The 16,081-nt window shown below is 66.6% G+C and carries 15 protein-coding genes, 1 tRNA gene and 1 pseudogene; 10 read left to right on the forward strand and 7 right to left on the reverse strand.

What is annotated here, in order from left to right:
• Window positions 1-68: 68 nt before the first annotated feature.
• The 5 genes from AMR74_RS01900 to AMR74_RS01920 form a co-directional block, all read right to left on the reverse strand.
• A complete protein-coding gene (locus AMR74_RS01900; RefSeq protein WP_053770373.1) occupies window positions 69-815 on the reverse strand; it encodes an archaellin/type IV pilin N-terminal domain-containing protein in 747 nt (248 codons plus the stop codon).
• 234 nt (window positions 816-1,049) lie between these two features.
• Window positions 1,050-2,189, reverse strand: a complete 1,140-nt coding sequence (locus AMR74_RS01905; protein WP_053770374.1) for an aminopeptidase — start codon at window positions 2,187-2,189, stop codon at window positions 1,050-1,052.
• Between the two features lie 454 nt (window positions 2,190-2,643).
• Window positions 2,644-4,443 (reverse strand): oligoendopeptidase F, encoded by a 1,800-nt coding sequence (gene pepF / locus AMR74_RS01910; RefSeq protein ID WP_053770975.1) that lies wholly within the window; start codon window positions 4,441-4,443, stop codon window positions 2,644-2,646.
• 90 nt (window positions 4,444-4,533) lie between these two features.
• Entirely contained in the window at window positions 4,534-5,034 is a 501-nt protein-coding gene (gene rimI / locus AMR74_RS01915) for a ribosomal protein S18-alanine N-acetyltransferase (RefSeq protein WP_053770375.1), read from the reverse strand.
• A 67-nt stretch (window positions 5,035-5,101) separates the two neighbouring features.
• The gene (locus AMR74_RS01920) at window positions 5,102-6,718 is read right to left on the reverse strand and encodes a PAS domain-containing sensor histidine kinase (protein WP_053770376.1); all 1,617 of its coding nucleotides are present in this window, start codon (window positions 6,716-6,718) and stop codon (window positions 5,102-5,104) included.
• A gap of 188 nt (window positions 6,719-6,906) precedes the next feature.
• Between AMR74_RS01920 and AMR74_RS18950 the strand changes: the two genes are divergently transcribed.
• The 3 genes from AMR74_RS18950 (at window position 6,907) to AMR74_RS20025 (ending at window position 7,448) form a co-directional block, all read left to right on the forward strand.
• The gene (locus tag AMR74_RS18950) at window positions 6,907-7,074 is read left to right on the forward strand and encodes a hypothetical protein (protein WP_158600067.1); all 168 of its coding nucleotides are present in this window, start codon (window positions 6,907-6,909) and stop codon (window positions 7,072-7,074) included.
• 27 nt (window positions 7,075-7,101) lie between these two features.
• Window positions 7,102-7,174 (forward strand) — tRNA-Arg (locus AMR74_RS01925).
• A gap of 118 nt (window positions 7,175-7,292) precedes the next feature.
• Window positions 7,293-7,448, forward strand: coding sequence for a DUF7386 family protein (locus AMR74_RS20025; protein ID WP_449272029.1), 156 nt, complete (start codon window positions 7,293-7,295; stop codon window positions 7,446-7,448).
• Window positions 7,449-7,491: 43 nt separating this feature from the next.
• Here AMR74_RS20025 and AMR74_RS17045 read toward each other — a convergent pair whose 3' ends face one another.
• Window positions 7,492-7,908: a type IV pilin gene (locus AMR74_RS17045; RefSeq protein ID WP_077152240.1), complete on the reverse strand. Its 417-nt coding sequence runs from the start codon at window positions 7,906-7,908 to the stop codon at window positions 7,492-7,494.
• Between the two features lie 201 nt (window positions 7,909-8,109).
• Here AMR74_RS17045 and AMR74_RS19495 point away from each other — a divergent pair.
• The 7 genes and pseudogenes from AMR74_RS19495 to AMR74_RS01960 all read left to right on the forward strand — a co-directional run.
• Window positions 8,110-8,325, forward strand: a pseudogene (locus AMR74_RS19495) (hypothetical protein); the annotation flags it as partial.
• Window positions 8,326-8,514: 189 nt separating this feature from the next.
• Complete coding sequence (locus AMR74_RS01935) at window positions 8,515-8,733, forward strand: DUF7511 domain-containing protein (RefSeq protein ID WP_053770377.1); 219 nt, start codon at window positions 8,515-8,517, stop codon at window positions 8,731-8,733.
• A 139-nt stretch (window positions 8,734-8,872) separates the two neighbouring features.
• Entirely contained in the window at window positions 8,873-9,751 is an 879-nt protein-coding gene (locus AMR74_RS01940; protein WP_240471121.1) for a hypothetical protein, read from the forward strand.
• Between the two features lie 202 nt (window positions 9,752-9,953).
• Window positions 9,954-10,283, forward strand: a complete 330-nt coding sequence (locus AMR74_RS01945; RefSeq protein WP_053770378.1) for a hypothetical protein — start codon at window positions 9,954-9,956, stop codon at window positions 10,281-10,283.
• A gap of 168 nt (window positions 10,284-10,451) precedes the next feature.
• Window positions 10,452-12,833, forward strand: a complete 2,382-nt coding sequence (gene ppk1, locus AMR74_RS01950) for a polyphosphate kinase 1 (RefSeq protein WP_077152241.1) — start codon at window positions 10,452-10,454, stop codon at window positions 12,831-12,833.
• A gap of 388 nt (window positions 12,834-13,221) precedes the next feature.
• Complete coding sequence (locus AMR74_RS01955) at window positions 13,222-13,794, forward strand: peroxidase-related enzyme (RefSeq protein ID WP_053770380.1); 573 nt, start codon at window positions 13,222-13,224, stop codon at window positions 13,792-13,794.
• Between the two features lie 82 nt (window positions 13,795-13,876).
• Entirely contained in the window at window positions 13,877-14,881 is a 1,005-nt protein-coding gene (locus AMR74_RS01960) for a Gfo/Idh/MocA family protein (protein ID WP_053770381.1), read from the forward strand.
• Window positions 14,882-14,967: 86 nt separating this feature from the next.
• On the opposite strand, the gene kdgK1 is transcribed toward AMR74_RS01960, so the two are convergent.
• The gene (gene kdgK1 / locus AMR74_RS01965; RefSeq protein WP_053770977.1) at window positions 14,968-15,924 is read right to left on the reverse strand and encodes a bifunctional 2-dehydro-3-deoxygluconokinase/2-dehydro-3-deoxygalactonokinase; all 957 of its coding nucleotides are present in this window, start codon (window positions 15,922-15,924) and stop codon (window positions 14,968-14,970) included.
• Between the last annotated feature and the right edge of the window lie 157 nt (window positions 15,925-16,081).

Genomic DNA, 16,081 nt, shown 5'->3' on the forward strand with positions numbered 1-16,081 from the left:
GACATCACCTCAGGGCCAGTGTCGACCCCGTGGCAATATGTGCGCGGTTCCGCGACGGTCGACGAGTTTCAGGGACACGCCGGCTTGTCCCGCTCCGTGGGTTCGCCAGTCGCCGCGGTTGCGACTGCGGTCGTTTTGGCGATGGGCTGTTCGTCGTTGACGCCGATGAAGAGGATCTCGACCGAGTCTCCCGGCTCCATCGGGCGGTCACCGCTGAAATAGACCGGATACCTGTTTTCGACTCGGAAGAAGGGCTCGTCGCCGCCGCGAGCGATGTCGTTCTGGTTCGACTCGACGTACTGCTCACCAATATCTTCCACATCGGTCCCGGTTCCCCCCGCTTGATACCGGTTGTGTGCCATCCGGATCGCCAGCGTTTCACCGACGGCGAAATCGCCGGTACAGAACTCGCCGACGTCGTCGTCGTGAAACGTCTGATTGGTGTCTGCGTCGAAGCGGTTCGGGTTCAGGAACCGGACCTGACCGCCCTCGCCGTCGCTGCCCTCCCAGCGAACCAGTATCGAACCGATCTCGTCGCCCTGGAAGGTCGGCCCCGAGACGTAGGGCACTCGAACGACGTCAATGTCTCCGCGAGGTGGGGTACTGTTCCCATCGTTCCATCCGCCCCACGCTCGGTGTTCGGGACCGAGCGTTACCTCGGCGTCGCTGAACCCGCGCAGCTCTTGCGGTTCGGAGAGCCCGCTCTCGAAGTCAAGAACGGCGACGCCGATAGTCGCAGCGATTATCACCACGATCGCAACCATGAGAATCGTGGCAACGACGGTAGTGACGCCGCGGTCACGGCTACCGTCCATCGCTCACTTCGGCGCAGGCGACCTGACTGCCACTCATATCAGCACGGCGGTCTGTCACGGTGGTATACATTCCGATCCACGTATCAGTTCTAATATCGCCCATCACTGTCCGGTCACACGCCAACTGAGGGCCGGAAATACGCGCTCTACATTCAGCGCGCCTATGGGAACGTGCCACTAGTTGCGGATTTCGACGGCGCCGGCGGCCTCTCACGGAGCGACCGTCCTTCCGGCCTACTCCTCGAACCCGCCTTCCCACCGGAACGTCCCGTTCCGCTGGACGACCTCGCCGTCGACCTCCATGCGCGAGTCGGCGCTCACGTCGGTGATCATGTCGACGTGGACCGCGCTGTCGTTCCCGGACTCGTCTTCGGGGAGGCAGGCGTCGTAGGCGCGGCCGACCGCGAGGTGGACGGTGTCGCCCATCTTCTCGTCGAAGAGGATCGAGTCGGTGAACCGGTCGATGCCGCGGTTCATCCCGATGCCCAGCTCGCCCAGCCGCCGGGCGCCCGGGTCGGTGTCGAGGATGTCCGCGAGCGCGTCCTCGCCCGCCTCGGCCGAGAAGTCGACGACCTCGCCGCCCTCGAACGCGAGGTGAACGTTCCGGACGCGCGTCGCGTCGATGGTCATCGGCACGTCGAAGAAGACCTCGCCCTCGGTGTCGTACGGCGCCGTGAACACCTCGCCCGAGGGGAGGTTGTGGGAGTCGTACGCGACGGAGGCCGCGGAGTTGACCGCAGTGCGGCCCGCGATCGACATCCGCACGTCGGTGTCGGGCGCGCCGTCGCGCTCGGTGACGATCCGGACCTCGTCGCCCGCGTCGAGCACGTCTTTCATCTGCGCCATCTCCTCGGCGAGCGACTCCCAGTCGCGGAGGACGGCGTCGTACACGAAGTCCTGATACTCCTCGTAGGCCATCCCCGCCTGCTGGGCGAGGGAGCGGGTCGGGTGGACCGTCGACACCCAGTCGGTGTCCATCCGCGCCTCGCGGACGCCCTTGCGGGCCGTCGCGTACGCCTGCCGGGTCAGGCGAGCGACGTCCGCGGACGCGGTGGTGTTGCGTCCGCCCCCGATCCGGAGGTAGGCGTCGGCGGCCTCGAAGATCGCGCGGTCGACGGCGGGGTCCGAATCGAAGTCGCCGGCCTCGACGTCGCCGTCGGTTCCGGCCTCGACGCCTTTTAAATAGGCGCGGGAGAGTTCGTCGGAGCCGTACAGCGTCGTGACGTTCGCCCCGCGCTCGCCGAGGGCTTCGGCGACCGCCACGCCCAGCTCGTGGGCGTCCTCCGCGACGCTGACGACGACGTCGTCGCCGGCCTCCACCCGCGCGCTCCAGTCGACGAGCACCGCGGCGTGCTCGCGTACGCGTTCATCCATGAGTACTCGTCTTGCGGGGGAGCGGTAAATCGGTGCCGGGACGGAGAGTATTCATAAGCGGTCGACGCCGTATCGGGAACGGGTCCCGCTATCCGCTCAGTTGGTGGTTTATAAACACTCGACCGGAGACTAGGTGAACACCGGCAAAGCCCCAGCCGCGAGGGCTCGCGCGGCTCGCTGCGCGCTTCACTCGGTCGCTTCGCTCCCTCGTTCCAGTGCTTACGTCGCCGTGCTTCGCCCTCGCGACTGCCCCTTTGAGTCCCACCCCGCACCGCAACCGCAGCCTCACGCCTCCCCAGCCTCGTCGGGCGCGTCCGTCGGGCTCCCCGCGGTCGCCCTCGGTGCGCCCGACTCCCTCGCGGGCGGTTCGCGGCCGCCGGTGGCGGCCGCTCACCGGCGCGCCACCGCATTTTTATTTATAAAATGGAACGTCCGTCAGATCGCGCCGAGCCGACTATTCGAGGTCGAGCAGCGCCGCGATCTCGTCGAGGTAGTCGTCGTAGACGCCGACCGCGGACTCGATCGGGTCGGGCGAGGCCATGTCGATGCCGGCGAGTTCGACCACGTCGAGCGGGTACTCGGAGCCGCCCGCCTTCAGCATCTCGCGGTAGTCGGCGGCCGCGGACTCGCCCTCGTCGAGGACGCGCTCGACGATGGCGGCCGCGGCGGAGATGCCGGTCGCGTACTGGTAGACGTAGAAGTCGTAGTAGAAGTGCGGGATGCGCTGCCACTCGCGCTCGATGCCGCCGGTCAGCTCGGCGGGCGCGTAGTAGTCGCTCTTCAGGTCGCCGTACATCTCGTCGAAGGCGTCGGGCGTGAGCGCGTCGCCGGCCTCCACGCGCTCGTGGATCCGCTGTTCGAACGTCGCGAACATCGTCTGGCGGAAGAGGGTCGAGCGGAAGCGTTCGAGGTACTCGTCGAGGACGTGCGTCCGGAGTTCGTCGTCCTCGACGGTGTCGAGCAGGTGGTGGGTGAGCAGCGTCTCGTTGACCGTCGAGGCGATCTCCGCGACGAAGATCTCGTAGCTCGCGTCGTGCCACGGCTGCGCGTCGCCGGCGAGCTCGGAGTGCATCGAGTGGCCCAGCTCGTGGGCCAGCGTGTACATCGACGCGATGTCGTCCTGGTAGTTCATCATGATGTACGGCTGGGTGTCGTAGGTGCCCGAGGAGAACGCGCCCGAGCGCTTCCCGCGGTTCTCGTACACGTCGACCCACCGCGAGTCGAGTCCCTCGGCCAGCCGCTCCTGGTAGGCGTCGCCGAGCGGCGCGACCGCCTCGATCACCCACTCGCGGGCCTGCTCGTACTCCACGTCCGGCCCCTGGTCGCCAGTCAGCGACATGTAGAGGTCGTGGCTCTGGAGCTGGTCGACGCCGAGCGCCGCCGCCTTCAGCTCCGCGTGGCGGTGGAGCACGTCGAGGTTGTCGTCGACGGTGTCGACGAGGGTGTCGTACACCTCGACCGGGACGTTCGAGTCGTCGAGGGCGGCGGCCCGCGCGGAGTCGTAGTCGCGGATCTCGGCGCTCGTGACGTGCTCGCGGACGGCCTTCTCCAAGGAGGTGCCGACCGTGTTGCGCACGTCGGCCCACTCGTCGTAGAACGTCTCGTGGACGCGCTCGCGGAACTCGCGGTCCGGGTTCGTCTGGAGCTTCGTGAAGTTCGCCTGCGTGATCTCGACCTCCTCGCCGTCCGGGTCCTCGACGACGCCGTAGGTCATGTCGGCGTTCGTCAGCATCGAGTAGATCTCGCTCGGCGCGTCGGTGACCTCCGAGAGGTCCGCCAGCACCTCCTCGACCTCGCTCGACCGCGTGTGCGGCTTCTTTCGCAGGACGTCGTCGAGGTAGTGCTCGTACTCGGCGAGGGCGGGCTCGTCGTCGACGAACGCCTCGACGTCCGACTCCGTGAGCGACTGGATCTCCGGTTCGAGGTACGAGACCGCGCTCGACGCCTCGGAGCCGAGCGACGACGCCCGCGCGGACATCGCCTGGTACTCCTGGTTCCGCGTGTCCTCGGCGCTGCGCAGGCGGGCGTACGTCATCACCTGCTGGAGCTCGCGGAATATCTCCTCGCGCAGTTCGAGCAGTTCGAGGAGGGTGGCGGCGTCCTCGACCGCCCGCCCCTCGTAGGCGGCCAGCTCGTCGATCCGGTCGGCGACCGTCTCGTAGGCCGACTCCCACGCCTCGTCGTCGGCGTAGATGCCGTCGAGGTCCCACTTGTACTCGGTGTCGATCTCGGACCGCTCGGGAACCGAACTCATACCGTTCGGGTCGGCCTCCCGCACACTAAGCCTTGTCAAACCCCGCGCGGCGGACCGATATGCGTGCGAACCGGAACCACCCGTGGCGTGTCAACGCGGCTCGCCCCGTCCGCCGCTTTCATCGCCCTCGGCCCACGCCGCGAGGTCGACGACGAGCACGAGCGCGTCCTCGCCGTCGCGGTAGTAGCCGCCGACCCGGCGGATCGGCTCGAACCCCTCGTCGGCGTACAGCGACCGCGCCGGGTCGTTCCCCTCGCGCACTTCGAGCCGGACGACGGCCACGCCGGTCGCACGGAGGCGGGCCAGCGCCGACCGGAGGAGGGTTCGGCCGACCCCCTCGCCGCGGGCGTCGGGGTGAACGGCGAGGTCCTTGACGTGGCCGATGTCGCGGCCGTGGTTCGGGGTCCGGTCGGCGACGACGAACCCGACGACCGCGCCCGCCCGCTCCGCCACGAGGAACGCCGGCTCGTCGAGCAGCCGCTCGAAGGCGTCGTGCGGCCACGGGTCCGAGAAGCAGGCCCGCTCGATCCGGACCACCGCGAGGAGGTCGGCGGACTCGGCGCCTCGGATCGTGACGTCGGCGGCGCTCACGGGTCAGTTTGCGGCCCGCGGGGAATAAACGCGCCGGGTCGACCGGGGCGGCGGCGCGCCGCCTCGCTCACGCCTCGATCCAGGGCTCGCCCGGGTCGGCGTCGGCGGGGTCGGGCGCGCACACCTCAAAGCAGGCGCCGTCCGGCGGCCGGAGCCGACGGCCGTCGGCGAGGCCGACGGGGCCGTCCGCGGTCGTCCGAAGGTCGACGCGCCACCCGTGCGACTCGACCACCTCGCGGACGATGTCGAGCCCGTAGCCCGTCCCGTCCGCTCGCGTCGTGTACCCGGAGTCGAACACGGACTCCCGGTCGTCGGGGTCGATGCCGGTCCCGTCGTCGGCGACGAGGAACCCCTCGTCGGTGGCGGTGACGAGGACGGTGAGGTCGTCTGCGTCGCCGCCGGACTCGGGCACGTCTTCCCCCGATTCGGGTGCCTCAGACTCGTTTGCGTCCGGATTCGCGTGTTCGGTCGCGTTGCGGAACAGGTTCTCTAAGGCCTGTCGCACCCGACCGCGGTCGCCGTACACCCGGGCGTCGCGGGCGACGACCAACTCCGCGTTCTCCTCGCCCTCGGCGGCGGTCTCCCAGGCGTCGCGGGCGACGCTCGCGAGCGCGAACTCCGTCGGTTGGTCCATGCCGGTCCCCTGTCGCGCGAGGGTGAGCAGCTCCGAGACGAGCTGGTCGATCCGGTCGACGGCGCGCTCGCCGCGTTCGAGGGGCTCCGTCTCGCCGCGCAGCCGCGCCATCTCGATCGACCCCCGGATCACCGACAGCGGGTTCCGCAGGTCGTGCGAGACGATGCTCGCGAAGCGGTCGAGCCGCTCGTTCCGGTCCGTGAGCCGCCGCTCGCGCGCCTTCCGAGCGCTCACGTCCCGGGAGTTGATGAGCAGTTCGCCCACTGGGCTGTCGGCCGGCAGCGAGCGGGTCCGCGACTCCAGCCAGACCCAGTCGCCGTCGGCGGTGCGGTAGCGGTACTCCAGCGTCGGGGACGCGTCCGGCTCGCCGAGCGCGCGATAGAACCGCTCCGTCACGCGCTCGCGATCGTCCGGATGGACGTAGCCGAGCGGCGAGCGCCCGACGGTCGACCCCTGCTCGTAGCCGAGCACCTCCGCGACGGAGGGGCTCTCGTAGACGACGACCCCGTCTCCGTCGACGACTGTGACGAGGTCGCTGCCGTACTCCAGGAAGGCGCGGTAGCGCTCCGGGAAGGTGCGGTCGACGTCGACGCGCCGGACCGTGACGATCCGCCCGGCGAACTGCGGGGCGAGCTCCTCGTCGACGACGGACTCGACCCACGCGTACCCGCCGCTCGCGCGGCGGATGCGGTGGGTGACCGTCCGGCTCGTCGCGACCGCGGACAGCGCGTCGGCGACCGGCTCGCGGTCGCTCGGGTGGACGCGGTCGAGGAGGTCGCTGCCCACGAGTTCGCCGCGGTCCACGCCGACGACGTCCGGCGCCGACGGCCCCGCGAACAGGACTTCGCCGTCGACGGCCACGGCCAGCAGGAACCGGTCCGCCTCGGTGACCCGGGACCGGCTCTCGGCGGGCGTCGCGTCCGCGCCGGCCGACGCCGATGCGGTGTCCGTGCGGAGGGCGTCGACCGCCGATCGGTCGTCGGTGTTCGAAGCGTCGCCCTCGTCGGCGCCGCGGCCCGGCGTCGACGTGTCGGATGGCCGGAGGGTCACAGTCAGTTCTGCTAGATAGTACGACTACGATAGCATAAAACTGCGCGCCGTCGGAATCAGAATTGATAATTGACTATCGCGCAGCCGATGGATCCCGGCCGCGTACCACCGTTGGTGTCCGACGAAGCCTCGCGGATCGTGAGACGTCGCCGCTGCGAGGCCCACACCTCTCTGACGGCGGCGCGGACATGGTCGAACATACTTGGCGGGAGCGGCACCGAGACGTCGACGCCGAGAGCGACGCGACTGACCGCGCCCGGACCGACGGCGGTACTGACGCGGCGGTCGACGCCGGCGCCTTCGAGTGGCAGACTGATCCGCGACCGGCGGCCGAGGATCCGAGTCAGAAGGGTTAAACGCGCTCCGCGGGTATCGCCTCGTGAGGGCGCGTAGCTCAGCGGACAGAGCACTTGGTTCCGGACCAAGATGCCGCGGGTTCAAATCCCGTCGCGCCCGTCACGTTTTCTGACGGGCAAATTGACAGAAATGAGCCGTTGAACCGACCTCAAGATCACCGACAGACGCGAGCGACGGCTCGAAAGAGCGAGTGAGGTTGTGGTGAGCGATCCCGGCGATGAGCGTGGTAATTCACGTGGCGCTGGCGCACCTGATCAAGTCAGGGGAGAACATCCTCGAAGCTCGCGACGAACTAAATTGCCTGACGATCCAGCAGTTTAAAACTGACGTGCTTGGGCTGCGGTACGGGATAATAGAAAACTGGGGGAGGTAGCCCAGATTAAATCTATCTCACCGGAGACATTTGGTTACGGTGTTTACGGGATGTCAACGGTGTCTTGGTAGATTGCGTTACCACTGGGATCATGGATTATCCTAATGACAGCACCATTGGTACCTGAATTGTTGTGTGCTATCGACTTTGACTCTCCAGACTCCCAAGTATCATTGCCACCCCAAGTCTCTGTGTCCTGCCGGTCTCCGTTAACTGAGAGAACAAGATTCGTCTTATCGATCGGTTCCCCACCTGTCTTCGTAATTGTGATATTGGTACTGTCTACGTCTTGAACTGTGAACGACGCCTGCGGAGCGGTATCTCCTAACTGATCGCCGAGTCCGAGCACGAACGTCCCGATAACGGCCGCCAAGATGACAGTGATTGCGACCATGAGGATGACGCCGATGACGGGACTCACTGCCCTGTCGTCCGCGTTGGATTGGTTGCTTGGTTTCATTGTTTGAACCCAGCGGCCACCGATGAACGAGATCTCGGAGACGTAAGCGCCGCCGCCGACGTCTGTCTGTCTCTGTCTTCGTTCGGATCGGTTGCTGGTTGTACACCCATTCATCTAACTGCCTTATGTACTTATTGGCATGAGTATCAGCGTAGAAAATTGGACGGAGAGAGTCAAAATTGTTGATGTGAATTAATTTCTCTGGACCCCACGGCGAAGGCCCTCGCTCGAACTCACAGCGATCGCGTGTATCCAGGGCCCGTGGGAGAAGGTTCTCGATTACCGCCGTGTTCGCGGGTACGCTGCCGAACACCGGACGCCGGACGGGTCCGCGTCGGTCGCGCGCTCGACCGCCCTCCCGAGCGCGTTCGCGGGTGGCTCAAGGACACCGTTCCGGACCACGTCCGGGACCGCGACATCGGCGTGTTACTTTGACCGAAGGCAGTCGTAGTTAACACTCAGAATGAGGTCGTCTTCGCCGAGCGAGACCGAGCGTAACGGACCGGTCACGACGAGTATATAGTCCACTGGTCAGATGCCGACGCGTTCGGTCACCTATTATAAGGGTTCAAGCACCGGCCGCCGAATCCCCCGACCGAGTAACGGATGACAACGGACACTAATCGGACGCCGACGACCCCCGAGACGACCGGACCGAAATCGACGACCCCCCCGTACACAGATCTGGTTCATCAGGTCGACAGGCGCTCGTCGGGCCCCGACCGGGTCACGGTGTTCCCGGCTGACGCGACTGACGACGAGCGGATGTCGGCGTGGGTGACGGTTGATCTCGACTCCGTCATCGAGCCCGAATGCTTCCGGTAACCGCCCGAACACACCCCGAGCGCGGCCGGAGAGAAGGGCGAGGGGTTCGACGCAGTTCGCCCGGGACAGGTCCACCGCCCCGGCCGACGAGTACCCAGGTGCCTTCCCCGGTAACGGGTGAGGTTGAGGTGATCCCTCGGTGGGTCTGAAACGACGGGAACTCCTTGGCTCCGCGCTGGATCGAGTCGCGTTCGGGGCCGTCGTCTCCTCTGTGGTCGACCCGTCCGATCTGCGGTCCGTGGCGTCGTCTCTCTTCTCTGCCGAACCGACGCGGCCAGCACCCGTCGACGAGGGCGGTGCGGCCTCCCGAGAACGGACTGCGGACGGCTACGCGATGACGTACGAGTGGACGGACCGGGCGGGGCGAGAGTGGCGTCTGGAGTTTCGACTCGAGCGGTCCGCGTACAGACAGGCGGTCGACGAGACGCACGGATACCTGAGCGGCTTCGAGGCGGCGAAGGCGAGCGGTCACGCCGAGCGGCTCACGGACCTGCTCGCGGACGCGAGCGTGACGGATGACCGCGCTCACCGGTCGCTCCCCGAGTCGGTTCGGTTTGAAGGAGCGATCGGACTCGTCCACTCGCTCGAGTACGTGACCGACGCGGAATCGACGGGACTGCCGGACTACATTCGAACCGTCGAGGAGACCCTAGTCGACGGCCGTGGTGACTGTGAGGACCTCACGTACCTGCTGGCCGGAATGCTCTCCCAGCCGGCGTTCGGCTATCGAACCGCGGTGGGGGTCCTCCCCGGTCACATGCTGGCGGCCGTTCACCAAGACGACCTCCCGGGAGCGTACGCTGACGCGCCGACGCTGCCGGGAGACACGTACGTCGCAGTGGAGTGTACCACGTCTCGCCCGATCGGCGACTTCCGAGACGAGCCGGTCCTGGCGGTGTATGGCGACGGCATCGAGTACATCGATCGGTCGGCGATCGCCGACGCAGGACGGGGGTTCCTCCGAGATCCGACGCAGTTTCAGACGATCGCCGACGCGTCGGAGCTCCGCCAGCATTAGCTATCAAGACATGGGTCCTCCAACGAGGCTACCAAGGCGAATATCGTCCGCAGCACTATCACACACGAACAGCGGTTCATACGAGGATCGTTTCGAACGTTGGGCCTCGACCGAGAGCTAGACCGTATATTGTTACATATGTCATATTGATATATAGACCTATTAATAGGGATTCTTATAGCTAGCAGTTCACCGATTGGCTATGAAACCGGCCGTGGTCCTTCGGTGTCCGATCTGTGACGCTGTCCGCGCGCTTGGAGGCCGACGAAACGAGTACTCGAAACAGAAACTGTCCTCGCAGGCGGAGACTCACTTGCGCGGCCACGATCTCGATGAACCCAAGGTGGCAATCCGGAAGTACGGGATCGTTTCGGACGCGACCGAAATTGTGGTGCCCTCGGAGAGCCACCGCCGACTCCCGACCAAAGAGTGGACCGGCCGCGACGACACATGGCTCCCGGACGGCGCACTGTCCGGCGGCGAACGGTCCCAGTCAGCGTCAACCTCTTCCGTCGAGGTTTCGTCTCTCTAGTTCGATGTTGAGGCGTAACCGTCCACGCTCAGGTGGATTCACCGACCGAGCGCCGCTCGCTCGTCCAGATGGAGCCGCCGTCACCGTGTCAGCGGCGGCACGGCAGCTCACATCTCACACGTTCCGGAGTCGCTCCGCGGTATCGACGCTCTCCGCGCGGGTGATGCCGTGACCGAGAGAGACCTCACGGACTCGGAGTACTACCTCAACAGAGAACTCTCCGAGTTGGCGTTTCAAAAGCGAGTTCTCCGAGAGGGAATGGACGATCGGAATCCGCCGCTCGAACGGCTCCGGTTTCTCGCGTTCTTCACGAAGAACACTGACGAGTTTTTCATGAAGCGCGTCGGCGGACTCAAACAGCAGATCGACGCCGGCGTGACGAAGACGACGCCCGACGGACGCACACCGAAAGAGCAGTGGGTCGAGGTGCTCGACGCCGCGCGACCACTGTTCACACAACAGTCAGCGTACTGGCAGTCCGTTCTCAAGCCGACGCTCGCTGACAACGGGATCGAGATCTGTACCCCTGCCGAACTCTCCGACGAGAATCAAGCACAGCTACGGACGCACTTCGAGGAGTCCATCCTACCGACGCTGACGCCGCTCGCGTTCGACCCCGCTCACCCGTTCCCGTTCATCTCCAACCTCTCGCTTTCGCTCGCCGTTCTCTCGTCGACCGGGAGCGACGAGCCGACGTTCACTCGCATCAAGGTCCCGCCGAACCAACCCCGCTTCATCACCGTCCCCGGTGAGGCAGACCGGTACGTTCTCATCGAGGACCTCATCGAACGGAATCTCGATCTGCTACTTCCGGACCTCGACATCCGTGACGTCTCGAAGTTCAAGGTGACGAGGAACGCAGAGGTGCGGCGGAACGAAGAGGTCGCCGAAGACCTCGTCGATATGGTCGAAGACGTTATCGAACAGCGACGCTTCGCGACGGTGGTCCGGCTGGAGGTCGACGCCGACATGCCCGACGAGTCGCTGGCGATTCTCAAAGATCAACTCGAGGTCGCCGACCGGGAGGTGTTCCACCGCGAGGGGCCGATCGACTTCGAGGACTTCTTCGAACTCATCGACCACGACCGGCCCGACCTCAAACTCCCGGCGTGGTCACCCAAGCCGCATCCGCGACTGGGTTCGGTGACGAGCGAGGCCAGCGACGAGACGGCGCGGATATTCGACGAGATCAAGAACGGCGACATCCTGGCGCATCATCCGTATCACTCGTTCGAGGGTACCGTTCAGCGGTTCCTCAACGCGGCGGCGACCGACCCCGACGTGTTGGCGGTGAAGGCGGCAATCTATCGAACGGCGAGCGACTCGAAGGTCATTCAGAGTCTCATCAACGCCGCCGACAACGGGAAGCAGGTCGCGGTGATGGTCGAACTCAAGGCTCGCTTCGACGAGAAGAACAACCTCGAATGGGTACGGCAACTTGAGGAGGAAGGGATCCACGTCGCGTACGGCACTGTGGGACTGAAGACGCACACGAAGACGGCACTCGTCGTGCGCCAGGAAGACGACGGCGTTCAGCTCTACTCGCACATCGGGACCGGAAACTACCATTCCGGGACCGCGAAAGGGTACTCCGACTTGGGGCTGTTGACGGCCGACCGGGACATCGGGTTCGATCTCACGAAAGTGTTCAACTTCTTTACCGGACCGACGATCGACGATCGCTTCCGGAAGCTCCTGATCGCGCCCGTCACGATGCGTGAGCGGTTCACGGAGATGGTCAGACGCGAGGCCGAGCACGCTCGCGCCGGTCGACGGGCACGGATGGTGGTCAAGGTAAACGGGCTCGAGGACCCGTCGATGGTCGAGGAACTCTACCGTGCCTCGATGGCCGGCGTCGAGATCGACTTGATCGTCCGGGACATCTGCCGACTCCGTCCCGGTATCGACGGACTGAGTGAGAACATCACCGTCCACTCGATCGTCGGTCGATTCCTCGAACACGCGCGGATATTCTATTTCGAGAACGGGGGCAGCCCCGAGTGGTACATCGGGTCCGCCGATTGGATGACCCGGAATCTCGACTATCGAGTGGAAGCGGTCACGCCGGTCGAAGACACGCAACTGCGCGAACAGCTCCGGTTCATCTTGGAGGCGTCGCTAACGGACAACCGCCGTCGATGGCTGATGCAAAGCGACGGGACCTACGAACCGGTCTCTTCCGACGACGAATCGGTGCGAGACATCCAAGAGATTCTGATGACGGCCACGGAAGCAGCGCTTGACAACGGCTACGGTCCGGGGATGATCGTCGATACGGATCTGGTCGAGGAGGAACTCCTCGTCGAGGATGCGGCGGAGACCGAGACAGACGCTAGCCCCGAAGGGTCGAACGAAGCCTCCTCCGATACCGACGACGAACAGACCTACTCGGACGGCGGAGACGCGTCTGCGTTCGACGTGTACGCTGACCACTGGTACCGTCCTGATAGCGAGACGTACGATTGGGCTGTTCGAACGGCGGAGGGCGAACGGCGATACTTCAAAACGCGCGACGGAGCACGGAATCGGCTTCGGACAGAGTATGAGTGACCTCTGCCGGAGTTCCGTTTATCACGGTAGTGAATATTCACCGCCGGCGGACCTCCGACTACCGAGGCCGCCTGCGTGGAGTCGTTCGGGCCGGGTCGACGCTCTTCGAGCGAGCGCGCTCGATGACTCGTCGCCTCGACGGTGAGGGATTCGTCGGTTCGGCAGTCGTCGGCGGCGAGCGTTCCGCCGTAGGCGCGGCTGATAGCGAGGCCGACGGCGCGAGAACGCCCAGCCGGGGGGTCACCGGTGAACAAAAAGCGTGTCGTCGGGAACTGTCACGTCGCGCCCTCCCGGAGGTTCCGCGAGCGCAGGCGTTCGCGCTTCCGGACGGACGGGCGCGGAATCGGTAGGGGGAACGGCTATGTTGTCTCAGCGTGGCCCTGCGATCATGAACGATGACGCGATGCGACGGTTCCCAGTGCCTGAGTACGAGGACCTCCCGGAGGACCTCCGCAACAGGATTGACGAGGAGACCGAGGACGCTGGATTCACTCCCAACGTGTTCTCGGCGTTCGCTTACAAGCCCAGTCACTTCCGCGCGTTCTTCGCGTACTACGACGCGCTCGTGACAGACACGCCGCTCGCGCGTGAGGAAGTCGAGATGATCGTGGTGGCGGTGTCGGGCGCGAACGACTGTCTCTACTGCGTGGTCGGTCACGGGGCGCTCTGTCGTATCTACGCCGGAGCACCGAAACTCGCCGACCAGCTCGCGACGAACCACCGACAGGCGGACATCTCGGACCGCCACATGGCGATGGTGGACTTCGCCGTCACACTCACGAACTCCCCCGAGAGCGTGGCCGCCGAAGATATCCAGCGACTCCGCGACGCCGGATTCTCACAAGAGGAAGTGTGGGACGTGGCCGCTGTGGCTGCCTTCTTCAACCTCTCTAACCGCATGGCGACCGTGGCCGACATGCGCCCCAACGACGAGTTCTACGCGATGGGCCGAGGCGACTGACCGGCTCGATTGACTTGGGACCCGACCGCCGTCGCGCTCACCGACCCCAACCGACTTGCCCGGGGGGCGCGTCGCCCCGGCCATGTCCGATTCATCGGCCGGCTCGACGAGCCTCGAATTCGGCGTCCTCGGCACCGCGTCGATCGCCCGTAAAGCGGTGATCCCGGCGATCGCCGCCAGCGGTCACGCCGTCGGCGCGGTGGCGTCCCGCGACGCCGCCCGCGCGAAGCGGTTCGCGACCGAGAACGGAATCCCACGCAGCTACGGCTCCTACGGGGCTCTGCTCGACGACGACGAGCTCGACGCCGTCTACGTCCCGCTCCCGAACGGAAGCCACGCCGAGTGGACGAAACGCGCGGCCGACGCCGGGCTGGACGTCCTCTGCGAGAAGCCGCTGGCCGCAGACGCCGACGAGGCGCGCGACGTGGTCGCCCGTTGCGACGAGCGGGGCGTCACGCTGATGGAGGCGTTCATGTACCGCTATCACCCCCGCACCGAGCGCGCCGTCGCGCTCGCGGCGGACGACCTCGACGACGTGCGCACGGTGACGGCCACCTTCCGCTTCCCGCTGTACGACCGCCCGAACGACGTGCGGCTCGACGCCGACCTCGCGGGCGGGTCGCTGATGGACGTGGGCTGTTACCCCGTCTCGATCGCGCGGACGATACTCGGCGAGCCCGACCGCGCCTACGCCCACGCCGGCGACACCCGCGGCGCCGGGGTCGACACGGAGCTCGCGGGGGTGCTCTCGTACGACGACGGCCGCTCGGCGCGGGTCGCGTCCGGGTTCGACACGCAGCTGGTCCAGCGGTACCGCGTCGACGCGACGAACGGCTGGGTCGAAGTCGAGCGCGCGTTCGACGCGCCGACCGACGAGCCCGTCGAACTGACGTACGAGATCGACGGCCGGCACGGCGTCGAGACGTTCCCCGCCGTCGACCAGTACCGGCTCCAGGTCGAGCACTTCGCCGAGCGCGTCGCCGACGGGAGCGCCCCCCTGACCGGCGGCGAGGAGGCGGTCGCCAACATGGCGGTCATCGACGCGCTCGCCGAGAGCGCCGCCGACGGCGGCCCGGTCGACCTCTGACCGCCGGAACCGGGCCCGACCCGCCCTCGCCGGGCGCCGGCGCAGCGCCCCGAGAGTCCGTCAGTCTCCGCTCGGCGCCGCCCGGCTCACCGGTCGATCCCGCCCTCGCCGTCGATGACGCCGCGGACCTCCGCCCGGGTCGTCACCGCGAGGTCGCCGTCGGTGGTTCGTTTCAGCGCCGCGGTCGCCGACCCCCACCGGAGCGCCGCGGAGAGGTCGCCGCCGCGCAGCCGCTCGGCGACGAAGCCGGCGACGAACGCGTCGCCGGTGCCGATCGCGTCGAACGTCTCCGCCTCGTACACGTCCTGTTCGTACACCGAGCCGTCGTGGAGCGCGACCGCCCCCTCCAGCCCGCGGGTGACGACCACCGTGTCGAAGCCGAACTCCGTGGCGAGCCCGTGGGCTATCTCGACGGCGCCCCCCTCGCGGTCGAGCACCTCCCGGGCGTCTCGCCGCGGGACGAACAGCGTGTCGACGTCCTCGAACAGGTCTTCGTAGGCCGCCCGCGCGGTCTCCGGGTCCCAGAGCTTCGCCCGGTAGTTCAGGTCGAACGAGCGCGTCGTCCCCGCCTCGCCGGCGGTCCGCAACAGCGCGCCCGTCGTCTCGGCGGTCGCCTCGGAGAGCGCGGGCGTGATCCCCGTCGTGTGGAACCAGTCCGCTTCCGCGACCGCGTCGGTGGGGAGCTCGTCGGGCTCGACGGTCGTGATCGCCGCGTCGGCGCGGTCGTAGATCACGTTCGTCCCGCGCGGCTCGCCGCCGTGTTCGAGGTAGTAGGTCCCCACGCGGCTCTCGTCCGGGTCCGCCCACGCGACGCTCGGAGTGACGCCGTGGCTCTGCAGTTCGGTCGCGATCCGCCGGCCGAGCGGCGAGTCGGGGAGCTTCGAGAGCCAGCGGGCGTCGGCGCCGAGCCGCGCGGCCCCGACCGCGACGTTGCTCTCCGCCCCGCCGGCCTGGACGGTGAACTCGCGCGTCGTCTCCAGCCGCTCGCCGCGCGGCGGCGACAGCCGGAGCATCGTCTCGCCGAACGTGACGAGGTCGGTCATCGGCGCCACCCCGCGGCGCAGGTCTCGGACGGGTTCATATTGGGTGCTACTCTCGGCCGATTATAAGAGGGGGTGATCGCCGTCGACCGACGAGTGTCGGGTGCGTCAGTAGCCCTCACAGTATATGAGAAGTATCGGGCCCACGCTCTCAGTGGGT

This window comes from Halorubrum tropicale, assembly GCF_001280455.1.
In the GTDB taxonomy this organism is placed as follows: domain Archaea; phylum Halobacteriota; class Halobacteria; order Halobacteriales; family Haloferacaceae; genus Halorubrum; species Halorubrum tropicale.